The organism is Candidatus Devosia phytovorans (assembly GCA_029202405.1).
GTDB lineage: Bacteria > Pseudomonadota > Alphaproteobacteria > Rhizobiales > Devosiaceae > Devosia > Devosia phytovorans.
In genome coordinates, this window is record CP119312.1 from 1,474,124 (window position 1) to 1,496,346 (window position 22,223).

Annotated in this window: 19 protein-coding genes; 5 read left to right on the forward strand and 14 right to left on the reverse strand. The window is 62.4% G+C overall.

Going from position 1 to position 22,223, the window contains the following annotated elements:
* The first annotated feature begins 76 nt into the window (after positions 1 to 76).
* The gene (locus P0Y65_07480; GenBank protein ID WEK06086.1) at positions 77 to 514 is read left to right on the forward strand and encodes a peptidylprolyl isomerase; all 438 of its coding nucleotides are present in this window, start codon (positions 77 to 79) and stop codon (positions 512 to 514) included.
* Between the two features lie 64 nt (positions 515 to 578).
* On the opposite strand, the gene P0Y65_07485 is transcribed toward P0Y65_07480, so the two are convergent.
* The 5 genes from P0Y65_07485 to P0Y65_07505 all read right to left on the reverse strand — a co-directional run bounded on the left by P0Y65_07485 (position 579) and on the right by P0Y65_07505 (position 6,909).
* Positions 579 to 2,942, reverse strand: coding sequence for a response regulator (locus tag P0Y65_07485; GenBank protein ID WEK06087.1), 2,364 nt, complete (start codon positions 2,940 to 2,942; stop codon positions 579 to 581).
* Positions 2,932 to 3,384 (reverse strand): response regulator, encoded by a 453-nt coding sequence (locus P0Y65_07490; protein ID WEK06088.1) that lies wholly within the window; start codon positions 3,382 to 3,384, stop codon positions 2,932 to 2,934. The genes P0Y65_07485 and P0Y65_07490 overlap by 11 nt, the downstream gene beginning before the upstream one ends.
* Positions 3,377 to 5,575 (reverse strand): GAF domain-containing protein, encoded by a 2,199-nt coding sequence (locus P0Y65_07495; protein ID WEK06089.1) that lies wholly within the window; start codon positions 5,573 to 5,575, stop codon positions 3,377 to 3,379. Before P0Y65_07495 ends, P0Y65_07490 begins: the two co-directional genes overlap by 8 nt.
* Positions 5,572 to 6,156, reverse strand: a complete 585-nt coding sequence (locus tag P0Y65_07500; protein WEK06090.1) for a biliverdin-producing heme oxygenase — start codon at positions 6,154 to 6,156, stop codon at positions 5,572 to 5,574. Before P0Y65_07500 ends, P0Y65_07495 begins: the two co-directional genes overlap by 4 nt.
* 144 nt (positions 6,157 to 6,300) lie before the next feature.
* Entirely contained in the window at positions 6,301 to 6,909 is a 609-nt protein-coding gene (locus tag P0Y65_07505; GenBank protein WEK06091.1) for an NAD(P)-binding domain-containing protein, read from the reverse strand.
* Between the two features lie 150 nt (positions 6,910 to 7,059).
* Between P0Y65_07505 and P0Y65_07510 the strand changes: the two genes are divergently transcribed.
* Positions 7,060 to 7,290, forward strand: a complete 231-nt coding sequence (locus tag P0Y65_07510) for a hypothetical protein (GenBank protein WEK06092.1) — start codon at positions 7,060 to 7,062, stop codon at positions 7,288 to 7,290.
* A gap of 46 nt (positions 7,291 to 7,336) precedes the next feature.
* Positions 7,337 to 8,074: a phosphotransferase gene (locus P0Y65_07515; GenBank protein ID WEK06750.1), complete on the forward strand. Its 738-nt coding sequence runs from the start codon at positions 7,337 to 7,339 to the stop codon at positions 8,072 to 8,074.
* Between the two features lie 44 nt (positions 8,075 to 8,118).
* Here P0Y65_07515 and P0Y65_07520 read toward each other — a convergent pair whose 3' ends face one another.
* From P0Y65_07520 to P0Y65_07545, 6 genes are all read right to left on the reverse strand, one after another.
* The gene (locus P0Y65_07520; GenBank protein ID WEK06093.1) at positions 8,119 to 8,667 is read right to left on the reverse strand and encodes a cupin domain-containing protein; all 549 of its coding nucleotides are present in this window, start codon (positions 8,665 to 8,667) and stop codon (positions 8,119 to 8,121) included.
* A 62-nt stretch (positions 8,668 to 8,729) separates the two neighbouring features.
* Positions 8,730 to 9,860 carry a substrate-binding domain-containing protein gene (locus P0Y65_07525; GenBank protein ID WEK06094.1) on the reverse strand — a complete coding sequence of 377 codons (1,131 nt, stop codon included), beginning with the start codon at positions 9,858 to 9,860 and terminating at the stop codon, positions 8,730 to 8,732.
* 64 nt (positions 9,861 to 9,924) lie between these two features.
* Positions 9,925 to 10,911 carry an ABC transporter permease gene (locus P0Y65_07530; GenBank protein WEK06095.1) on the reverse strand — a complete coding sequence of 329 codons (987 nt, stop codon included), beginning with the start codon at positions 10,909 to 10,911 and terminating at the stop codon, positions 9,925 to 9,927.
* The gene (locus P0Y65_07535) at positions 10,908 to 11,888 is read right to left on the reverse strand and encodes an ABC transporter permease (protein ID WEK06096.1); all 981 of its coding nucleotides are present in this window, start codon (positions 11,886 to 11,888) and stop codon (positions 10,908 to 10,910) included. Before P0Y65_07535 ends, P0Y65_07530 begins: the two co-directional genes overlap by 4 nt.
* The gene (locus tag P0Y65_07540; protein WEK06097.1) at positions 11,885 to 13,396 is read right to left on the reverse strand and encodes a sugar ABC transporter ATP-binding protein; all 1,512 of its coding nucleotides are present in this window, start codon (positions 13,394 to 13,396) and stop codon (positions 11,885 to 11,887) included. The genes P0Y65_07535 and P0Y65_07540 overlap by 4 nt, the downstream gene beginning before the upstream one ends.
* Positions 13,393 to 14,259 carry a sugar phosphate isomerase/epimerase gene (locus P0Y65_07545; protein WEK06098.1) on the reverse strand — a complete coding sequence of 289 codons (867 nt, stop codon included), beginning with the start codon at positions 14,257 to 14,259 and terminating at the stop codon, positions 13,393 to 13,395. The genes P0Y65_07540 and P0Y65_07545 overlap by 4 nt, the downstream gene beginning before the upstream one ends.
* A 301-nt stretch (positions 14,260 to 14,560) precedes the next feature.
* Between P0Y65_07545 and P0Y65_07550 the strand changes: the two genes are divergently transcribed.
* A complete protein-coding gene (locus P0Y65_07550; protein ID WEK06099.1) occupies positions 14,561 to 15,577 on the forward strand; it encodes an AraC family transcriptional regulator in 1,017 nt (338 codons plus the stop codon).
* A 110-nt stretch (positions 15,578 to 15,687) separates the two neighbouring features.
* On the opposite strand, the gene P0Y65_07555 is transcribed toward P0Y65_07550, so the two are convergent.
* The 3 genes from P0Y65_07555 to P0Y65_07565 form a co-directional block, all read right to left on the reverse strand.
* Positions 15,688 to 15,945 (reverse strand): hypothetical protein, encoded by a 258-nt coding sequence (locus P0Y65_07555; GenBank protein WEK06100.1) that lies wholly within the window; start codon positions 15,943 to 15,945, stop codon positions 15,688 to 15,690.
* Positions 15,946 to 16,711: 766 nt separating this feature from the next.
* A complete protein-coding gene (locus P0Y65_07560; GenBank protein ID WEK06101.1) occupies positions 16,712 to 20,422 on the reverse strand; it encodes a vitamin B12-dependent ribonucleotide reductase in 3,711 nt (1,236 codons plus the stop codon).
* 431 nt (positions 20,423 to 20,853) lie between these two features.
* Positions 20,854 to 21,630: an aminoglycoside 3'-phosphotransferase gene (locus tag P0Y65_07565; protein ID WEK06102.1), complete on the reverse strand. Its 777-nt coding sequence runs from the start codon at positions 21,628 to 21,630 to the stop codon at positions 20,854 to 20,856.
* A 192-nt stretch (positions 21,631 to 21,822) separates the two neighbouring features.
* Here P0Y65_07565 and P0Y65_07570 point away from each other — a divergent pair, with 192 nt between their 5' ends.
* Positions 21,823 to 22,206, forward strand: coding sequence for an NADH:ubiquinone oxidoreductase subunit NDUFA12 (locus P0Y65_07570; protein ID WEK06751.1), 384 nt, complete (start codon positions 21,823 to 21,825; stop codon positions 22,204 to 22,206).
* Positions 22,207 to 22,223: the final 17 nt, after the last annotated feature.

A 22,223-nucleotide genomic window follows, 5' to 3' on the forward strand; every position in this document is an offset into this window, starting at 1 on the left:
GCTGTCGTGCGCAAAGGCGCGCGGCCTCACTGGAAAGGGCGATGATGTTCCGCCCGCATCACAGAAGGAAACAGCCATGAGCGAAGCCAAGATGGGCGACGTTGTCCGCATCAACTACACAGGCCGTTTGACCAATGGCACCCAGTTTGATTCATCGACGGGGCGTGAACCGCTGGAATTCACCATTGGCCTAGGCCAGGTGATCCGGGGTCTTGAGGCCCATGTCGCGGGCATGGAGCCGGGTGACTCAAGCACGGTCACCATTCCCGCCGACGAGGCCTATGGTCCGCATCGCGCCGAGGCGATCCAGACGCTGGACAGGGCCAAGGTGCCTTCGGGGATCGACGTGCGAGTGGGCACGCAATTGCAGGCGCGCACCAGCGACGGCGGCATGCTGCCGATCACGGTGGTGGATATGGACGAGACCAGCGTCAAGGTCGATGCCAACCATCCGCTGGCGGGACAGGACCTGGTGTTCGATGTCGAGCTGGTGGAAATCGTCCAGGCGGCCTGAAGCATCTACTCTTTGAATTCGAAAAGCCCGTTGCGTTGCGCAGCGGGCTTTTCATTGTAGGGGATCAGGCGTCGCCGCCCAGCATGGTGTGGATGCTGCTGGCCAGTTCGTCGCTGCGGAAGGGCTTGGCAAGCATCTTCATGTCGGTACCCAGATAGCCTTCGCGATGCTCGGCGCCTTCGGCATAGCCGGTGACGAAGAGGATGGGCAGGTCAGGGCGCTGCTGGCGCGCCAGGTCAGCAAGTTCGCGGCCGGTAATCCCCGGCAGGCCGACGTCGGACACCAGGAGATCGATGCGGGCATCGGACTGCAGGTGCGGCAGGGCGCTTGGTGCGTCCTGTGCCTCGATGCTGTCATAGCCGAGGTCCTTGATCACTTCGAGGATCAGCATGCGGACGGCGGGATCATCCTCCACCACGAGCACGACTTCGCCCTGGGTCGGGCGATGCGGCACGCTGGTGTCAGGCGAGGCGGTTGTCTCCGCGCTTTCGGCGCGCTTGAGATAGAGCTCGATGCGTGTGCCCTCGCCCTTGCGGGAGACGATGTTGACGTGGCCGCCCGACTGCTTGACGAAGCCATAGACCATGGAGAGGCCAAGGCCCGTGCCCTGGCCGATCGGCTTGGTGGTGAAGAATGGATCGAAGGCTTTGGCGATGACGTCCTCGGCCATGCCTTCGCCGGTGTCGGCAACGGTCACCAGAACATAGTCGCCCTGTTCGAGGCCGCGAACGTGGCGCTTGCTGCGACCCGGGTTAAAATTGGATCCGCTGATGGTGAGCGTGCCACCATCGCTCATGGCGTCGCGGGCGTTGATAGCGAGGTTGAGGACGGCGTTTTCGAGCTGGTTGCTGTCGGTCAGGCCGCGCCAGAGGCCGGGCTTTGCCTCGATGGAGAGCGCGACGTTTTCGCCCAAGGTGCCGCGCAGCAATTCGTCCATCGAGGTAATGATGGCGCCGACATCCTCGGATCGGACATCAAGGGACTGACGGCGCGAGAAGGCAAGCAGGCGCTGGGTCAGTGAGGCGGCGCGCTGGGCTGAGACAGTGGCGGCTTCGAGAAAGCGATCGAGATCGTCATAGCGCTGCTTCTTAAGGCGCCGGCCGATGACATCGATGGAGCCGATGATGCCGGCCAGCAGGTTGTTGAAGTCGTGGGCGATGCCGCCAGTCAGCTGGCCGATGGCTTCCATCTTCTGGGATTGCCGCAGGGTTTCCTCGACTTCGGCCAGCTTGGCAGCCGAGGCCTTTTCGTCGGTAATGTCGCGACCATTGGCGTAGATGGTGCCGGCGTCGTCGGGCGAGGCGGTCCAGGAGAACCAGCGGTAGCTGCCATCGGCGTGGCGCAGACGGCTGTCGAACTGCAGCGGCTTGGCGACTTCCAGTCGGTCGAGCATGGCCAGCTTGTCGTCGGGATGGGCGAAGTCCATCAGGTAGCGACCGATCACGTCGCTGACTGGTGCGCCCAGCAGGCGATGCCAGGATGGGGTCATGTCGCGGACGCGCCCGTCGCGGCCGAGGACGGCGAGCAGGTCCTGCGAATTGCGCCAAAGCATGAGTCGTTCAACGGACTGCTGTTCGACGCTGGCCTCAAGGTAAGCGGCGCGATCGAGCATGGCCAGCTCGGCGCGCTTTTCGCTGGTGATGTCGCGGATGACGCCGACGAAGCGCTGGCAGACGCCGTTTTCGAAGATCGCATTGCCAGTGCTCTCGATCCAGAGCATTTCGCCATTGGCCGTGGTGATGCGAAACTGCTCGATGAATTCGCTATGCGACCATTGCGTGATGGCGAGCTGGATGGCCAGGTGGATCCGCTCACGATCGTCCGGGTGCAGCATGGCGAGGAAGACGTCGTAGGTGATCTCGGTGTCATCGCTGACGCCGAACATCTGGCGGCAGCGGGCGTCCCAGGTCAGCAATTGGGTTGGCGGGCTGAAGTCCCAGCCGCCGAGGCGCGCGGCGCGGAGTGCAATGCGGCTGGCTGCTTCGCTGGCTCGCAGTTCTGCTTCGACCTGCTGACGGCGATCGCGCTCGCGGGCCTCGGCCACGGCGCGCGAGACGGCGCCGCGCAGACGGCGCAGGTTGCGCTTGGTGACATAATCCACCGCGCCTTCCTGCAGCGCTCTGGTGGCAAATTCCTCGCCGACAACGCCGGAGACGAAGATGAAGGGGATCTGGGGCTGCCGTTGATTGGTCAGCGCTAGCGCCATCAGCCCGTCAAAGCCAGGCAGGGAATAGTCGGCCAGGATGACATCGGGCACGGTTTCAAGAAGATTTTCGAAGGCCTCGCGCGTTGTGGCGCGCGACAGCTCGAACGGCACCGTGCCGGCGGCAAGATGGGCTTCGACCAGTTCCGCATCGATGTCGCTGTCTTCCAGCAACAGGATGCGCAATGGTGCGGAATGGGGATCGAGCAGCAGCCTAGCGGCCATTCTGACCCCGCGGCGGCGGCTCGTTGAGCACGGCCCAGAACATGCCCAGGTCCTGGATGGCCTCGAAGAAGACGTTGAAATCGACCGGCTTGACCACGAAGGCGTTGACGCCATTCTCGTAGCTGCTGAGCACGTCGCTTTCCTCGCGCGAAGAGGTCAGCATGACCACCGGGATCTGCTTTTGCATCGGATCCTTCTTGATCGTCTCGAGAACCTGCAATCCATCGACCTTGGGGAGCTTGAGATCGAGCAGCACGACGGCCGGATTGCCCGGATCGCGGCCTTCGTAGGTGCCACGCTCATAGAGATAATCGAGGGCCTCGGCGCCGTCGCGCGCGACCACGATATCATTGGCGAGCTGGCATTTTGCCAGTGCCGCGAGGGTCAGTTCGAGATCGCGAGGATTGTCTTCGACGAGCAGGATTGGACGCAGATCAGGCATGGTCGGACTTCTTTCCCCCTTCTGGCAGACTGAACGTGAAAGTGGCGCCTTTGTTCACGGCGCCTTCCGCTTTTATCGTGCCGCAGTGGCGGTTTACGATGCGCTTGGTGAGGGCGAGGCCGATGCCCGTGCCGGCGAAGTCTTCCATGCGATGCAGGCGCTGGAAGACACCGAACAGCTTGTGCACATATTCCATCTCGAAGCCTGCGCCATTGTCGCGGACCCAATAGGTGGTGTGGCCCTTTACGCTCTCGCCACCGATCTGGATCACGGCGGGCGTGCGGTCGCGGCTGTATTTGACGGCATTCTCGACGAGATTGGCCAAGGCCTGGCGGATCAGCGCGCCATCGCCCCAGGCGGGCGGCAGATTGGCGACCTGCCAGTCGATCTGGCGGTCGACGAGGTCCTGCTCCAGCGAATGGCGGACCTCGTTGACCAGCTTGTTCATGTCGACGCGGGTCTTTTCGAGATTGGTACGGCCGAGCTGGGAAAAGTTCAGCAGGTCGTCGACCAGCCGGCCGGCAGAAAGAGCGGCGTCGATGATGCTGCGCAGATAATGCTGGGACTTGTCGTCGAGGCTATCTTCGCGGGCGGTCAGCAGCTCGGCATAGCCCACGATGTGGCGGAAGGGCGCCCGCAGGTCGTGGCTGACCGAATAGGAAAAGCTTTCGAGCTCCTTGTTGGAACGCTCCAGTTCCTCGGTCATTTCGGCACGCTCTTCGGCGCGGCGCAGCACGAAGTTGATCAGGGCATTGCGGAAGTCGTCGGCGCTTTCGACTTCGGCAGCAGTCCAAGGGACGGCGCGCTCGTGCAATTCCTCCTTCCACTGGGCGAAGGAGGTGCGGGGCGTCAGGCGCTCGCCGGCGTCCTGCGACTTGCGCGGATCGCCGCCCCAGGTAACGGTGCGGACCACCTCGGGGCGGAACCAGATGACGTAGGAGCCGTAGAGCTGGGAGATCGAGACCGCCAGGATGCCGCTGGCCGTATCGGCAACGGCCGAGCCTTCCGGCCAGAGGGTCGAGAGGCGGTCGGTTTCGAAGCGATCCTTGCCTTGGCTTTCGAGGAATGCGGCGAGGCGGATGAGGGAGTCGCGGCCGGGGGTGTCGCCGGCAGTGCGGATTTCCTCCTCGGTAATGATGGCGGCGCCCGATGCATTGGCCAAAGCGAGCCAGGCGTCGGGATTGCGTTCGAGCTCTTCGGCCATGGCGTCGGCGCGGGAGAGCCTGGCGACCAGTTCGGTCTCGCGGCGCTTGAGTTGGATGCGCTGGGCGGCGTGGGCGCCGCGCTCGATGGCGCTAATCTGCAGCGAGAAGATCTTGGCGACAAAATTGCAGGCGGCGCGCACCTGGGGCGGCACACGGCGCGGACCTTCGCTGTGGCACGAGATAAGACCCCAGAGCTTGCCTTCGACGACGATGGAAATCGACATCGAGGCCCAGGTGCCCATGTTGCGCATATATTGCAGGTGCACGGGCGAGACGCTGCGCAGGCTGGCATAGCTGAGTTCGAGCGGCTGGCCATCGACCGGGCTCATGACCGGCACCAGCGGCACCGGCACATAGTCGGCGTCGGGGATCATGCGCAGCGGGCTCAGCGCATAGAGGGCGCGGGCCTGGGCGGGGATGTCGGTGGCGGGAAAGCGCAGGTCGAGATAGTTGGGCAGCACGCCGTCGCTGCTCTGCGCCATGACGGTGCCGTGCCATTCGGGGTCAAAGCTATAGATCATCACGCGGTTAAAGCCGGTGATCGCGCGGACCTGGTCGGCCACGGCGGCACCGAGTTCGCGCGGATCGCCGAGGGGGAGTATCTCGTCGGCAAAGGTCTGCAGCTTGGGGAAAACCTGTTCGAGCGAGCGCGCTTCACTACCGTCGATCAGTTCGAACTCAAGGACTGCGCCTTGCGGCATGTGGTGGCCGCTGACGGTGAAACTGTTGCCGTTGACGGCGATGGATTGCAAAAGACTGGGCGCGTCGCGATCACTGATCCACTGGGTGGTTTCGGCATCGAGCGCGACGAGCGTGCCGCTGGCGAGGTCGTCTCCCAGCAGGGCCTGCGCATTGGCGCTGGCCTGGAGCAGTTTGCGCGTATCGGGATCGACGACAAGCAGCGCGCCATGGGGCTGGATGCCGCCCGGAATGCGGATCGGTTCGGCCGCGCAATTGTCGATCTGTGCTTCGGTCGGTCCGTTCACGCCGTGGTCCCCGTGGACATGAATTGCTGCAGCAGCACGAAGGTGTGCTTGGCGCCATCAACGACGGCGTCGCCGTCTTCGGCGGGCAGGCCGTCGAGATGCTGCCTGAACGCAGACCACCGGGCGCCGGTTTCAGCGCCATAGGGATCAAAATAGGTTGGCGTTTCGAGCGGCCAGTCGGGGAGGCGGCGCAGGGCCTTCATGATGAGCTTGCCGCCAAGGGTGGAGCCTTCCATGACGTAGAGCGCACCCATGGCTTCGGCTTGGGTCTGCGGGCGCCAGGCGTTTTGTGGCGCGGGCAGGGCTGCGATGTCGGATGGGCTCATGCCGAGCTTTCGCAGATCCTCTTCGAGCAGCGGCAGCTTGCTGCGGTCGCGCAGGTCGGCGGGCGCGAGGGCCAGCATGGCGGGTTCAAGATCGCGGAGTACGCCATGGAAATTGCGCAGCATGGCCCGCGCCAATTCGGCGCTTGGCGCATGCAGGTCGAAGCCTAGCGCGGCTTCAAGGCCGCGGTGCTCGAGATCGGTATCCCTGCGGAGGCGTTCCGACAGGGTTTGCGGTGCAGTGTTTTGAGCCGTCACAGGCACTTACTCACGTGAGATCAATTGCTTGAGACGATAAAGAGGGGTGGATGGTGGATCAAGGGGGGCCTCGTTCCCGGGAAGGGACATACAGGCTTTGGCACTCCCCCCGTCCCGTTCCCGGGCGGGCGGCACTGACGCTGGCTAATTCGCCTGGGGTTCGTCTTGGCGCAGAAGGGCGAAGTTGAACCAGACGTGGCCGTATTTCGCATTTAGACGGATCCACATGGGGGCCAGAGATTCCATGGCGCGACAGGCGGAAAGGTCGCCGAGGTCGACGATGTCGGTCCAGCCGAAATCACGTAATAGCTGCGTTACCTTTTCGCGATCGCCGGCGTCATTGCCAGCGACGAAATTGGTATGGGTTCCCTTGAGCTTTTCGGGGTGACCCATGAGCTGGGCGCTGACGAAATTGGTGGCCTTGACGACGCTTGTGCCGGGCAGAGCGGCGGCGAGGCTTTCGCCCAGTGTCTTGTCGATCGGCCCGTCGACGGCGGACTGCCAATTGCCGATATCGACCAGCAGCTTGCCCTCGAGCGGCAGGCCCGGGAAGGTCTTCATGGCGTGCTCCCCATGCAGGGCATTAACAACCCAGTCGCCGTGGGCGGCAGCATCGGCGTGGCTGACAACCTTGATGCCATCCTGATCCTTGCCTGGTTCGCGCGAGCCGAGAACGACATCGTGACCCAGCGTCTTGAGCGCAGTGGAAATGGCCGAGCCAACTTCACCGGTGCCAAATACGGCGATCTTCATGTTCTTGCCTTTCGTTTTGTCAGGGTGGGCTAACGCGGCACGTTCGAGGCCGATCCATCGACGGGGAGATTAGTCGAAAGGCATGGGTGCAGATGTCGCAACATCTCCATCTTCTCGTGGTCCAAGCCGGTTTCACGCATTGGAGATCGCATGAAACCGACATTGATCCTGGCCTTGTTTGCTGGCCTTCTGGCCCTCCCAATCCAGGCACAGGAGGCCGCGCCCGAGTCCCAGCTGTGCCGGATGCAGCTTGACCTGCTGGTAGAGGGAGACAAATTGACAGCCGAAGAGCAGGAGGTGTTCGAGGCGCAGTGTGCGTGCCTTGAAGAGCAGGAGGCTACCGGCGAGGATACGGGTGGTACTTGCGCGCAAGAAGTCTAGTGGCATTGTGCATGCCGGCCGATCGCTGACCGATTTGGAGGATGTCGTGGGCTGGGAGGCATTGAAACATTGGGGAGCGGATGCAGTGCGCATCGAGAAGCTGACCGGTGGCGTGGCCAATGACGTCTGGAGCGTCAGCGTCAATGGCCGACTGGCCGTGGGGCGGCTCGGCAGGAGGAGCGAGGCGGACGTGGGATGGGAGGCTGCGTTGCTGGTCCACCTGTCGCAACACGGCATGACGGTGCCGATGCCGGTCCCCACCACGGATGGCCGGCTGTTTTTCGACGGGCTTATGGTGATGGATTATGTCGAAGGCAAACCACCGGAGACTGACGGAGACTGGGCGCGTGTCGCCGAGACATTGCGTCAATTGCATGGCCTGACGCGGGACTGGCCACAGCGCCCGGGTTGGCGGGGTTCACTGGACCTGCTGCAGCAAGATAGTGGCACGCGGATAGACCTTGCCGCCATGCCGCCGGAAGGCGTTGCCCGCTGCCGGGCGGCCTGGGCGCGGCTTGCCGGTCGCCCGACTTCGGTGGTGCATGGCGATCCCAATCCCCGCAATATCCGAATTACCAATGACCGCGTTGCCCTGATCGATTGGGACGAGGCGCATGTCGATGTGTCGGCGCTTGATCTGGACTTGCCGGGCAATGTCGCCGGGTTCGATGCGACCGAGCAGGACATCGTGCAACAGGCGTCGGCGGCGTGGGAAGCGGCTGTGTGCTGGAAGGACGACTATGCGGAAAAGCGCTTGGCCGAGGTAAGGCCGGTCGTGGCTTGAAGCGAGTGGTGCGGATGTAAGCGATTTTGGGGGAGGTTTGGCGATTAGCCCAGGCTGTCACGATAGTCGTTGAGATCAGCGTCGACAGAGGATGGTGCGTCGATCCAATGCTGCATCACTTCACCCGTGGCCGGATCGCGCGGTGGAATGGGCAGCATCATGATGCGTTTTGCAGCTTCGCGGTGCAGATCGATGGTCAGTTTGTCCTGCTGGCAATTGTCCCAGTCGCGGCCGTCGGGATAGCCGCCGACCATCTGGATGTCGCCGGACTTTTCGGTCATGCAGTGGGAAACGCCCGCTGGAAGCACGATAATGTCGCCTGCCTCGACGCGAACGGTCACGCCGCCCTCGCCGAACAGCACAACTTCCATCCGACCGCGGGCACAGCCCAGGCATTCGTGCGTGGTCGAGTGAAAATGGTGATAGGTGTAGATGCCGGGGTAGCGCCAGTTGTTCAGCCAGCCATTGCTGCGCAGGCGGGCCATGACAGACTCTTCGCCGCCACCGGGTACGGCATTGCGGTGAACAAGGAGCGGAAGGCGGGAATTGGGCAGCATGCCGTTTGGCTTGGACCAATGCTGTTCGGTGCGCATGACAATTACTCCGTGACGATAGTCGGGGCGCCCGGGGGCGCCCCAGTCCATGTTGAGAAGGACTATTCGGTGCCGCCCCAGGCATTGGGGTAGTTGGGCATGTCTTCGCAACCGCACATGGCGTAGTGCAGCGGCGGCATTTTCTCGTTGATGTATTGATCCAGTACGTCCTGGGTGATGGCCGGCTGGGGCAGGACCCATTCCGGGCCGGGGACCTGTTCACCCTTTAGCGTGTTCACGGCGGCGATGATGGCGGTGCGCCATTGATAGGTGGGATAGGTCGGGGCAATACCCTTGAAGCCCAGGTCGCGCCACTTCTGCAGATAGTCCTGCTGGTCCTCGCCGGTCACGACCGGCACATCCACACCCTGGTCCTCGAAGGCTTCCACGGCAGCGACAGCCGTTGCGCCGGCATCCATCCACACGGCGTCGATCGTGCCGCGTTGCAGATAGTCTTCGACGATGGACTTGGTCTTGGCATTGTCGCCGTCGGTGAACTCCTCACCAAGGACGGTAAGGCCCGCTTCGGCAAACATGTTGCGAGCGCCCGAGGCGCGGGTTTCGAGCACGTCGACGCCCGGCAGGATACGCAGCATCAGCACTTTGCCGCCAGCCGGAACATTGGCGATGATGTGCTCGGCGGCCTGAATGCCGAAGCCATAGCCGCCTACCGGATGAACGAAGGTCACCGGGCAGTCGGTGGTGACACCACGGTCAAAGACGATGACGGGAATACCGGCGGCGCAGGCCTTCTCGACCGCCGGCGTCAGGGCCGCGGTCGAATTCGGCGAAACGATCAGGGCGCTGCAATTGCCGCCGGCTAGCAGGTCATCGATATCGGCGATCTGCTTGTCGTCGGAGCCTTCGGCATCGACATGAGTGAAGGTGCCGATCTCGGGGTGAAGCTTCACCTCTTCGGTCATGTCGGTATAGCCGACCACGCGCCAGGGGTTGTTCACGCCGGCATTGGAAAAGCAGATGGTCCAGGGACCTTCTTTCTTGAAGGCTGCGGTATCGACCATCGAGTCACCTGCATAATGCAGATAGACCTGATCCGCCGGGCCGTTGAAGGTCGCTGTCAGCTGTTCCCGCTGCTTGGCGAATTCCTCCGGATCGTCAAAATTAGGAGCCTGGGAAAAGGCGGCCCCTGTCATGATGCCGAACAGGGCTGCCGCCACTAAAATTGTCTTCACATCGTCCTCCCTCGTGAGATTTCTCACATTGTTTCGTGCGGCACACAGGGCCGCCCGTCGTCGCTCATTGGCCCGCGCGCTTGCGCTGGTAGGTGGCAAGTGCCACGGCACCGATGAGTATGAGGCCCTGCACGACCAGCCGGACCGGTTGCGCCAGTCCGAGTAGATTGAGCAGGGTAAAGATGGCTTCCAGCGCCAGGGCGCCGGCTATGGTGGCGGGAACAGAGCCGCGTCCGCCCAGCAACTGCGCGCCGCCGATGACAGCAGCTGTGATGGCCTGGAGCTCGAAGCCCGAGCCGATGTCGACCGAGACACCCGCACGACCGCCCAGGATCACGCCGGCGAGTACGGCCGTCAGGGCGGAGACGACGAAGGCCGAGATGCGGACCCGCTCCACGGGGACTCCGGCCAGACGCGCCGCCTGCTGGTTGTCGCCAACCGCATGCAGCATGCGGCCGAAATTGGTGCGATGCAGGCCCCACCAGAGGATCAGGCCGAAGCTGGCAAGGCAGATGACGGCGATGGGTAGCAGCGAAATGACCGGGACATCGGTGATATTGTAGCGGCCGAAGAAGCGGAAGGTGTCGGGCAGGTAGCCGCGCGGGGCGCCGCCGGACCACATGAAGGCCACGCCATTGAGGGAGATCATCATGCCCAAGGTGGCGATCAGCGAGGGGACTTTCAGATAGGAAACGACCAGGCCGTTGATGAGGCCGACAAACGCGCCGATGCCGAGCATGAGCGGGATGATCCAATAGGTGGAATTGGGATCATTGCTGGCCAACATGGAGGAGCCGATGACAGTCAGCGTCATGATCGAGCCGACGCTGAGATCGAAACCACCAGAGACGATGACATAGAGCGCGCCGCCCGAAAGGATGGCGAGGGCGGCGACGCGCTTGAAATAGTTCATATAGCCGGTGGGTTCGCCAAAAGCGGGGTTCATGACCACGATGGCGATGAGCAGCGCGGCGACCAGAACGTAAACCGGATTGATGCGCGGCATGCGGCGCGGTGTGTCTGGCGGATGGGGCAGCGATTGTGCGCTCATGCGACCAGCCTCCGCGAGCGAACGGCATAGAAGGCGACCGCGGCCACGATGATGATGCCGCGCAGCACTTGCTTGACGAAGGCATCGACGCCGGCGACGTTGAAGATGGAGTCGATCAGCGAGAAAATGATGACACCCGCCATGGTGCCCCAGATGCCGCCGCGCCCACCGGCTAGCACCGTGCCGCCGATCACCACCACTGCGATGGATTCCAGATCATAGACGCCCTCGGCACCGATCCACGGGGCGCCGGAGCGCAGGCGTGAGGCGAGGTAGATGCCGGCGATGGCGGCGCAGAGCGAGCAGATGACATGGGCGCCGATGGTGACGCGGGCAGTCTTGATGCCGGCGAGACGTGCGGCGTCCCGGTTGCCGCCGACCGAATAGACATCGGAGCCGAAGCGGGTGAAGCGTAGGATGAACCAGGCGCAGGCGGCCAGCACGAACATGAAGATTAGAGAGAAGGGCACGATGCCCACCGCGCCATAGGCGAAGACCTGGAACTCGACCGGCACGTTGCCGGCGAAGTTATTGTAATAGTAGGACAGCACGCCCTGGATGATCAGCGACATGCCCAGCGTTGCGATCAGCGGATTGACCTCCAGCTTGGAGATGATGAGGCCATTGGCAAGACCCACCAAGGCACCCAGGGCCAAAACGGCGAGGATGGCGGGCAACATCATGGCCGGATTGCCATTCATCACCACGGAGGTGACGACGGCAGAAGCGGATATGACGCTGGCGACGCTGAGATCGATCGAGCCGATGAGAATGGCGAAGGTCTGGCCAATGGCGGTAATGCCCAGGGTGATCGAGCGGCCAAGGATGGCGACGAGATTGTCGAGCGTCAGAAAGCGCGTCTGGCCCAGCATGAGCACCAGCGCCACGTAGAGCGTGATGGCGGCCAGCAGCAGGATGGTGGAGGCATGCCGCTCGAAGCGGAAGCGTTTCGGGGCGGAGAAGGGCGCGTCGCTCATGCGGCGACCTCCATTTCGCCGGTTGCAGCCAGCATGAGGTCGGCCTCGCTGGCCGAGCGATCGAATTGCTCGACGATGCGGCCCTCGCGCATGACCAGGATGCGGTCCGAAGCACCAATGACCTCGGGCAGATCGGAGGACACCATCAGCACAGCCGTGCCGGCGCGGGCGAGGTCGCGCATCAGGTGATAGATGCTGGCCTTGGCATCGACATCGATGCCGCGGGTGGGTTCGATAAAGATCAGCAGTTTCGGCTTGAGGGCCAGCCAGCGGGCGACCACCGCCTTCTGCTGATTGCCGCCGGACAGAAAGCGCATTTCCTGTTCGTAGGACGGCGCGCGCACCTTCATGCGATCGAGCAGTTCGGTCATGCCCGCGATATCGGTAAAAGGGTTGGACGCAGGCCCGCCGAAGGGGTTGGCAAAGCTGCGGGCGGTCAGCATGGCATTATCGCGCACCGACTGCATCAGAACGAGCGCCTGTGCCTTGCGGTCGCCGGGCAGCATGCCGATGCCGGCGCGGATGGCGTCGCGTGGGCTGGTGATACGGAGGGTGACACCATCCAGAGTCATGGTTCCCTGAGTGAATGGCACGGCTCCGAAGAGCGCCATCGCCAGCGGAGTGCGACCGGCGCCCTGAAGACCTGCCAGCCCGACGATTTCGCCGGCGCGCAGTTCAAGGTTGATTTCGCGCAGCGCGTCGTTGGCGCCGCCCGAGACCGTCAGCACCGTGGGACCTATTTCTTGGGGTCGCGCTGGCTCGGGATAATATTCGGATATGTCGCGGCCCACCATGGCGCGGACCACCGCGTCGGGAGGCGGGACCTGTTCGAAGCTGGCCGACACCTCGCCATCCTTGATGACAGTGACCCGATCGGCGAGGCGCGTCACTTCGCGCATCCGGTGGGTGATATAGACCACAGCCTTGCCCGAGGCGCGCAACTGATCGACGAGGGCAAAAAGCACCTCGCACTCTGCCTCATTGAGAGCTGCAGTCGGCTCGTCCATGACGATGACCTTGGCATTGAGCGAAATGGCCTTGGCGATTTCCACCATTTGCTGGCTGGCCACATCGAGATCGGCCACAAGCGTATCTGGCTCGATGCGGTGACGGATGCCGAAGAGGCCGAGCACGCGGCGGGTTTCGGCCTGCATGGCGGGGCTGTCAATCAGACCATGCTTGAGGGGTTCGCGGCCGAGGAAGAGGTTTTGCGCCACGGTCCGCTCGGGCAGCAGCGAGAATTCTTGATAGATAACGGAAATGCCGGCGAGCAGGGCCTCCTGCGGATGTCGGAACAGCTGCGGACGGCCGTCGATCCGCACTTCACCACCATCGGGCTTGTAGACCCCCGAGAGAATCTTGATCAGCGTGGATTTGCCCGCGCCATTCTCGCCGCAGAGCGCATGAACCTCGCCCTTGCTGCAGGTGAAGGACACGTCCCGCAATGCCTTCACTGCCGGGAAGGACTTGGAGATGCCGCGCATCTCGATGACGGGAGGCTCGATCATGCGGCCACGTCCCTCCCGGCTGCGTCCCAGGTGCTGCGGATGAAGTCCGCACTTTCTGAGAAGAGGGTTTCGTAATCGGAAAACAGCGGTCGCCAGACGCGCGTGGCCGCAGCAATCGCAGGCAGGCCGCCGCCAAAGGCTTCGAGCGTCACCCAGCCATCGTAGCCGGAGCGCCGAACCGCCTGCAGGATAGAGAGGAAGTCGATATGGCCGCGGCCAGGAATGCCGCGATCATTCTCGGAAATATGGACAATGCCGACATGGGGCGCGACCACTTCATAGGCGTCGACCTGGTCTCGATCCTCGATGTTGGCGTGGAAGGTGTCATACATGATCCGGCAGGCCGGATGATCGACGCGGCGGGCATAGTCGCGGCATTGGGCGGTGGTGTTGAGAAAATAGGTCTCGAAGCGGTTGAGATGTTCGAGGCTGAGATAGATGCCGTTGGCCGCGGCGCGGGTGGCCAGTGCATGGTGCGCCTCGGCGCCATGCGACAATTCGCTTTCGGTCGGACCCGAACCGGTAAAATGCCCGATGGGTGCGTGGATCGGACCGCCGACGCTTTGCGCGCCCAGGGCGATGGCACAATCGAGCGCCCAGTCGAGATGCTCGCGGCCACGGGCACGCGTCGCGGGATCTTCCGAAATCGGACTGAGATCCGGGCTGGGGACAATGGACGTCGTGCAGCGTTCGAGGCCCATCGCGTCGAGCTGTTTGCCCAGCCGCGCATAGTGGCTCGGGTCACCGGAAAGCACCGGCACCTCTACGCCGTCATAGCCCTCGGCCTTGATCCGCTCGATCATGGGCAGATGCGCCTCGGTGACGAAATCGGTCAAGCACAGCAGATTGATGCCGAGCTTCATGCCTTACTCCTCATGCCGGAGCGATCTGGGCTGGCGAATATTCGGCCTGAGGCACGTACAACAAAACTTCTGTCGTGCAGGCTCAGCGAATTTCAAACGCCAGTACCGGTCGGCTCGGGCCAATACTCCTCCACAACCCGGAGCGTCCAAGCGGCAGACTTAAGGACTGCTCTGATTGACTTCCGGGCAGCCGACTCTCTAGCTTGGTAGCGAGGAGCCGGACGCGACGATCATTGCGCAAGAAAGCAGGGCGCGCGTTCGAATAGTCACACTGGTAGAATTTGCACATGGAGGGGAGACCATGAACGCAGAAGCCCGTCTGCACGCGCTGGCCCGGCCGGCCGTTTTCACCGCACCTGGCGCCTTGATGTATGCCGGCAATTGCGCCGACCTTTACGCCGCGTCGCTCGAGGGCAAGGTGACCCTCAATGCCTGGACGCGGCGCAAATATCCCGGCAAGCCGCTGGGCGATGCGCTGCCGCAAGTGCTCTCCGTGGGTGGCTGGGACGCTGCGCGCTCGCAGGACTGGGGCCTCAAGGAGCATTGTAACGAGGGCGTCAAGATCGCCTATCTGGCGCGTGGCAGCATGGTGCTCAAGGTCGACGGTCATCGGCACGAGCTGACCGAGGGGCAGATGTTCGTCGTCCGGCCCTGGCAGTTGCACCAGTTCGGCGATCCGCATGTGTCGGCCAGCCAGATTATCTGGGTGCTGTTCGACGTCGGCGTCAGGCGACCGCATGAAGACTGGATCTGGCCCGACTGGGTGGCCTGGCCCGAGCGGGACGCCGAGCGGCTGACGCGCCTGCTGTCGCGCAACGAACAGCATGTGCTTACCGCGAGCCGCGACGTGGCGCGCAGTTTTCACGACATTGCCGACATTGTTTCCGGACATGACGTGGCGGGTAACGAAACGCGCCTGCGGCTGCATATCTCGCTGATGCTGCTGCAGTTCATGCAGCAGCTGGAGCATCAGGCGCCCATCCTCGACGAGGACCTGGCCAGTTCCAAGCGGACGGTGCAGATCTTTCTCGACCGGCTGCCGCATGCGCTGGACGAGAACTGGACGCTAGAAAACATGGCCGCCGAATGCCGCCTGTCACGCACCCAGTTCTCCCAGCATTGCCAGGCAATTACCAATATGACGCCGGTGCGTTACCTGCAGATGGTGCGACTGGAAGCGGCAAAGAAATCGCTAGCGGAACGGGCCAGCGCCACCGTGACCGAAATCGCCCTGGAATGCGGCTTCTCCTCCAGCCAGTATTTTGCCACCTGCTACAAACGCCGCTTCGGCTTCTCACCCCAGCAGACCCGGCTTTGATCCCTTTTTCGCAGCGAGCGATATGGCGGGTCAACCAGCATGCCATCTGATTTCTGTATCGGTTTGCCGCAGTTGCGGACCTGAAGGCAGCACCTCGTCCCTTCTTGCAATTATGCCATGTCTGGGACTTCACCCTCCTGAAAAAGGATCACCGGGTCCCCGAAATCACCGTTGGCCAAGTCGGCGGAGCGCCACCACGCCAGGGCGCCTGCGTACTTGCCTGATGACCAGAGGATGCGAGCCTGCTGCTTGGCCGCGGCTTCGTTCTGAGCTTCGCGCGCTTCAAATGCGGGTTGTAACTCGCCCTCTTCGTCGCGGACAAATGCGAGATAGACGATCAGTTTTGTATGAGTGACAGGTTTTTCCATAGAGCGATGGGTGGCACAGATTCTATCAGGAGGGAAATAGGCGTGGGGTAGGGACTCCACTCCAGCCACTGGCCGTTGTGGCTTCAGCCTGAAGCCGGACACCGCCTGTTGATGATGTCGTGTCAAATGTGCATACAGTCCAGGCGGGTGCCGAAGGGCAATGAGTGCTCAGCTTCAGCCTCCATTGATCATGGCGAAGACTTCATCGAACCGGCCATCCGCTTCTGCACGGCGTGCATGTTGAGAATACTGGACCGTGATTGCGGGTCTGCTCGGCTCACCGACCTCATCTACGCTACTGGTCGAGCTGGCGTCCCAGGTACTGAGTAAATTTGCCACCATCGTTGCGGCTATCGATAAGCGGCTCGTGCCTCTCGAAGAGGGCCATCACTTGCACCTAAGGTCACAGGTATCCGAGTTTGATTGCGTCGGCCTGATGGCACTGGTGGGAGTGCTCGGACGGTTGCTGCTCTCGGATCCGTCGCAGTGGCCCTTTGGAGCCAAGAGCATCGTCAATGATATCGAGGGTCATGCCGACGCGCCGAAAGGACTTGCGCGCGATGACCTAGTTACGAGGGCGGTAGGGTTCCATGCTAATTGTAGACGACCCGGCGGCTCGGGCCGCGCGTCCCCGCCATGTTGGTTAATTTGTCGATTACAACTAACGGCCCTGTTCCGGATCATCGAACAAGGGGGATTGTTATCCAGCCCGATACTTTGGTTGATGGCCCAAAACTTTGGTGTTTTCACCACAAACCAGCTCTCTTTACGAGCACCCCGTGGTCGTTCCACATGTGTCGCACTTCAGACAGGTTCCATTTCGCACCATGGTGAAGTTGTTGCACTCGGTGCATTGGTCGCCGGTATAGCCCTTCATCTGCGCTTCTGCGCGCAGCATGCCGGTGTCCCGTGAGGGTGGTGGCGCCGGGATGGGGTTGAGTTCGGCGGTGTTGAGGGCCGTCGGGGTGGGTTCGATCTTGAGAGCGGTGGCGGCGCGGAGCGCGGTGGCGGGTAGGGCGGTTGTCGTGCCCGTGGGGGCATAGCGGGCGGCTTCGGCGGTGGGCACCAGCATCAGCGAGGCATTGGCCGTCTTGCCGCGGGTCATGCCGCGCGAGACAAAGCGCTCGGCGGGCACCGGGGCCGAGCCGGCGCGCGTGCTCTGTTCCTCGGCCACGCCCTTGCTGAGCGAGGTAGGGCTTTCCGGGTTCACGTGGGCGAGGTCGTTGCGGTCGAGATAGCTGACGGCCAGTTCGCGGAACACATAGTCGAGGATGGACGTCGCGTTCTTGATGCGGTCATTGCCGATGACCATGCCGGCGGGCTCGAAGCGGGTGAAGGTGAAGGCCTCCACATATTCGTCGAGCGGCACGCCATATTGCAGGCCCAGGGAAATGGCGATGGCGAAATTGTTCATCATGGCGCGGAAGGCGGCACCTTCCTTGTGCATATCGATGAAGATTTCGCCGATGCGGCCATCGTCATATTCGCCGGTGCGGACATAGACCTTGTGGCCGCCGACGACCGCCTTCTGGGTATAGCCCTTGCGGCGATCGGGCATCTTTTCGCGGGAGCGGACTTCCACTTCGCGCTCGATAATGCGCTCAACGATCTTTTCGGCAATTGCGGGTGCACGGGCGGCGGCATTGAGCGCCATCAGGTCTTCTACGGCATCCTCGTCGTCATCCGCATCGGCGGCAGCCAGGATCGAGGAATTGAGCGGCTGGGAGAGTTTGCTGCCGTCGCGATAGAGGGCATTTGCCTTCAGCGCCAGGCGCCAGGAGAGCATATAGGCTTCATTGGCGTCTTCCACGGTGGCGTCATTGGGCATGTTGATGGTTTTGGAAATGGCGCCGGAGATGAAGGGCTGGGCAGCAGCCATCATCAGGATGTGGCTTTCGACTGAGAGAGAACGCTTGCCGATCCTGCCGCAGGGCGTGGCGCAGTCAAAGACCGGCAGGTGCTCGGTCTTGAGATGAGGCGCGCCTTCCAGCGTCATGGCGCCGACGACGTGGAGATTGGCGGCTTCGATATCTTTTCTGGAAAAGCCGATGAAGGGCAGGAGCTCGAAGCCGAAGTCATTCATCTGCTCGTCGGTAACGCCGAGGGACTTCAAAAAATCCTGACCGAGGGTCCACTGGTTGAAGACGAATTTGATGTCGAAGGCCGAGACGAGGGCTTTGTTGAGGGCGTCGATCTTGTCCTCGGGAAAGCCCTTTGCGCGCAGCGTTGACGGATTGACGCCGGGCGCCTGGTTGAGATTGCCGTGGCCGACGGCATAGGCCTCCATCTCGGCGATCTGGCTTTCCGCATAGCCGAGTGTCCGCAGGGCCGGGGGCACGGCGCGGTTGATGATCTTGAAATAGCCGCCACCGGCGAGCTTCTTGAATTTCACCAGGGCAAAGTCCGGTTCGATGCCGGTCGTGTCGCAATCCATAACGAGGCCGATGGTGCCGGTGGGCGCGATAACCGAAACCTGGGCGTTACGGAAGCCGTGCTGCTTGCCGAGATCCATGGCGTTGTCCCAGGCCAATTTGGCGCGCTCGGACAGGGCTGCGTCCTTGAGATTGGCGTGGTCGAGCGGGACGGGGGCGATGGAGAGGCCTTCGTAGCCGGTGTCCTTGCCATGAGCGGCGTTGCGATGGTTGCGGATGACGCGCAGCATGTGTTTTGCGTTGCGCTTGTAGTCCTTGAAGGGGCCGAGTTCTTTGGCCATTTCGGCGGAGGTCGCATAGCTGACGCCGGTCATGATGGCGGTGACGGCGCCGGCGATGGCGCGGCCTTCGGCGGAATCATAGGGAATCCCGGAGGTCATCAGCAGGCCGCCGATATTGGCATAGCCGATGCCCAAGGTGCGGTATTCGTAGCTGCGTTCGGCAATGGCGCGGCTGGGGAATTGCGCCATCATCACCGAGATTTCGAGCACGATCGTCCAGAGGCGCACCGTGTGCTCATAGGACGCGGTGTCGAAGCTGCCGTCGGTATTGCGATAGGGCAGCAGGTTCACCGAGGCGAGATTGCAGGCCGTGTCGTCGAGGAACATATATTCCGAGCAGGGGTTCGACGCATTGATCGGACCGGCCTCGGGGGCGGTGTGCCACTCGTTGATCGTGGTGTGATACTGGATGCCGGGATCGGCCGAGGCCCAGGCGGCATAGCCGACCTGTTCCCAGAGATCGCGGGCCTTGAGCGTCTTGGTCACCTTGCCGTCCTTGCGGGCGGTGAGGTTCCAGTCGCCGTCACCCTCAACGGCGCGCAGGAAGTCGTCGGTGACGCGGACGGAATTGTTGGAATTCTGGCCGGAGACTGTGAGGTAGGCCTCAGAATCCCAGTCGGTGTCGTAGACCGGGAAGTCGATGTCGGTATAGCCTTGGCGCGCGAACTGGATGACGCGGTAGATATAGTTCTCCGGCACCAGGGATTTCTTGGCGGCGCGGACTTCACGCTTGAGAGCCGGGTTCTTGGCCACGTCGAAGCAGTCGTCGGCGTTGCCTTCGCAATTGACGGCCGCTTTCATGATAGCCTTGAGGTGCTTGCTCACGACCTTGGAGCCGGTCACGAGGGCGGCGACCTTCTGCTCTTCCTTGACCTTCCAGTTGATATATTCTTCCACATCGGGGTGATCGATATCGAGCACCACCATCTTCGCAGCGCGGCGGGTGGTGCCGCCCGACTTGATGGCGCCGGCGGCACGGTCGCCGATCTTGAGAAAGCTCATCAGACCGGACGACTTGCCGCCGCCCGAGAGCTTTTCGCCCGAACCGCGCAAAGCCGAAAAGTTGGTGCCGGTGCCCGAGCCATATTTGAACAGGCGCGCCTCGCGCACCCAGAGATCCATGATGCCATTCTCGTTGACCAGGTCGTCGGCGACGGACTGGATGAAGCAGGCATGCGGCTGGGGGTGCTCGTAGGAGCTTTTCGACTGCACGAGCTTGTGGGTGAATGGATCGACGTAGAAATGGCCCTGGCTGGGGCCGTCCACGCCATAGGCCCAGTGTAGGCCGGTATTGAACCATTGCGGCGAGTTGGGCGCGACGCGCTGGCTGGCCAGCATGAAGGCGAGCTCGTCGAAGAAGGCGCGGGCATCGGCCTCGCTGTCGAAATAGCCGCCCTTCCAGCCCCAATAGGTCCACGTGCCGGCGAGGCGGTCAAAGACCTGGCGGCTGTCTCGCTCCGAGCCACAACGCTCGTCCTCGGGCAGCCTGGCCAGCGCCGCCTCGTCGGGGACAGAGCGCCATAGCCAGGACGGCACGGAGTTTTCCTCGAACTTCTTCAGCGCCTTGGGAACACCCGCCTTGCGGAAATATTTCTGGGCGATGATATCGGCCGCGACCTGGCTCCAGCCGGCCGGGACGGCGATATCGTCGAGCTTGAACACCACCGAGCCGTCGGGATTGCGGATCTCGCTCGTGGTCGAGCGGAACTCGATCGCGGCGTAGCGATCCTGATCGGCGGATGTGAAACGACGTTCAATGCGCATGCTATTCCCCAAGAAACGGGCGTGCCTTCGCCCATGAGCCGGAAACCGGCTTCACCCATTCTGTTTTGACGCTGTACCAACCTGTGCCGCGACCTGGTGCTGGTCTGGTGCCAGCGCTCTCGATCGGGGTCTTGTCCGCAGCAGAAAGTGTCGCGGGCCGTGAAAAACACTCTGCCGATTCAGACAGGTCGTCAACGCCGGAAGCAACTAGCCCTAGTGGTCAGGCTGTCGCATGAGACAAATTGTAGTGGGTCAAATATGGGAATTGCCAGGACAAAGGTCAAGAAAATCCGGGCTTTTGGCGGCATTGTTTGTGATTCTGGCAGAACTTGCGTCACCGCACCGTCATGATCTGAGAAAGCGCGGCCAAGTGCTGACAAGGCATGACTCTTTTGGGTGCCTTAGACTTTGTTCACCACAATGGCCGGTGCTCAGAACAGCTCGTCGAGCGCGTTGAAATAGTCGTAGCGCTGCTGGTCCCAAGTTGCCCCATAGGCGGCCAAAAAGGGCGCGACATGTTCGGGGCCGCAGTTGTATTTGAGGCTCCGGCAGGCAATGGCGAGATCCTGCCAGCGATCGGCGACGCCGAGGCGGCCACAATCGATGAAGCCGGAAAAGCGGCCATCCCGCGCCATGATATTGGGCAGGCTGACGTCGCCATGGGTAACGACGAGGTCATTGGTTTTTGGCTGGTTGGCGAGGAGCCAATCGAGCACCTGTCGGGTGGTCCAGCCGATATGATTGGTGTCGAAATCACTTTCGTCAACGAGGCCCGCCGCGGCATTGGCGGCACCGACTTCGAGGCGTTTGTTCAGGCGATGGTCGAAGGGACAGCTGGCGATGTCGAGCGCGTGCAGTTGCCGCAGGCTCGTCGCCAGCACGTGGACGATCACCTCCGGCCGGTCGGTCCATTGCGTCAGGTCCGAACCGGGCAGGGCCGTCATCAGCAGCCAGTTCCGTCCGTCTGCCTCGAAGAAATCTTTGACGACCGGCGCGGCAATGCCAGTGCCTACAAGCCAACCCAGCCTTCGCGCTTCGCCGGGTAGTTCTGCCAAAGCGTGGTTCGGCTCGGATTTGAGGAACAGCGCTTCGCCGCCGCTGATGCGCCACACTGATGCGCCGGATTTGCCCAGGGTGATGGGCGTGCGGTCGCCGAGGCCCGCCAATCGGGCGGGCAGGACGATGTCCTCATCGATCATGTCGGTCATGTCCTCCCACCGATCTTCTCCCGTGCAAGCTATGATCCCAGCCGGTTTCAGCACAAGTCCGGGCGTATGAAATCTCGCGGGCGGGCGCGTGGTAAAATCACCGCAAAGCGCTAGGCTCGGGGCGGCGGCCGTGATAAACCCGGCCAAACGCGCATATCTCGACGGCGGAATCGACAATTGGCCAAACCCGGTATCAAGAAGTTCCTGAGTGAAATGTTTGTCTGGTGGAACGGCCAGACCTGGGGCACAAGGCTGTGGATCTGGCGCTTCGGCGACTATGTCGGCAGCGACGAATTCGGCAACAAATACTATCAGGATCGCAAGGCCGACCGGCGCTATGTGACCTATAACGGCTATGCCGACGCCTCGACGATCGGTCAGGGCTGGCATGGCTGGATGCACCACCGCACCGATGTGCCGCCGTCCAAGGCAAACTATGTCGCCAAGTCCTGGGAACAGCCGCACCAGAAGAACCTCACCGGTACGGCCGAAGCCTATCGCCCCGATGGAAGCCTGCTCAACAAGGGCGAGCGTCCGCGCGTCACCGGCGACTACAGCGCCTGGTCGCCTGAATAAGGATAGCGGCGCCTTGC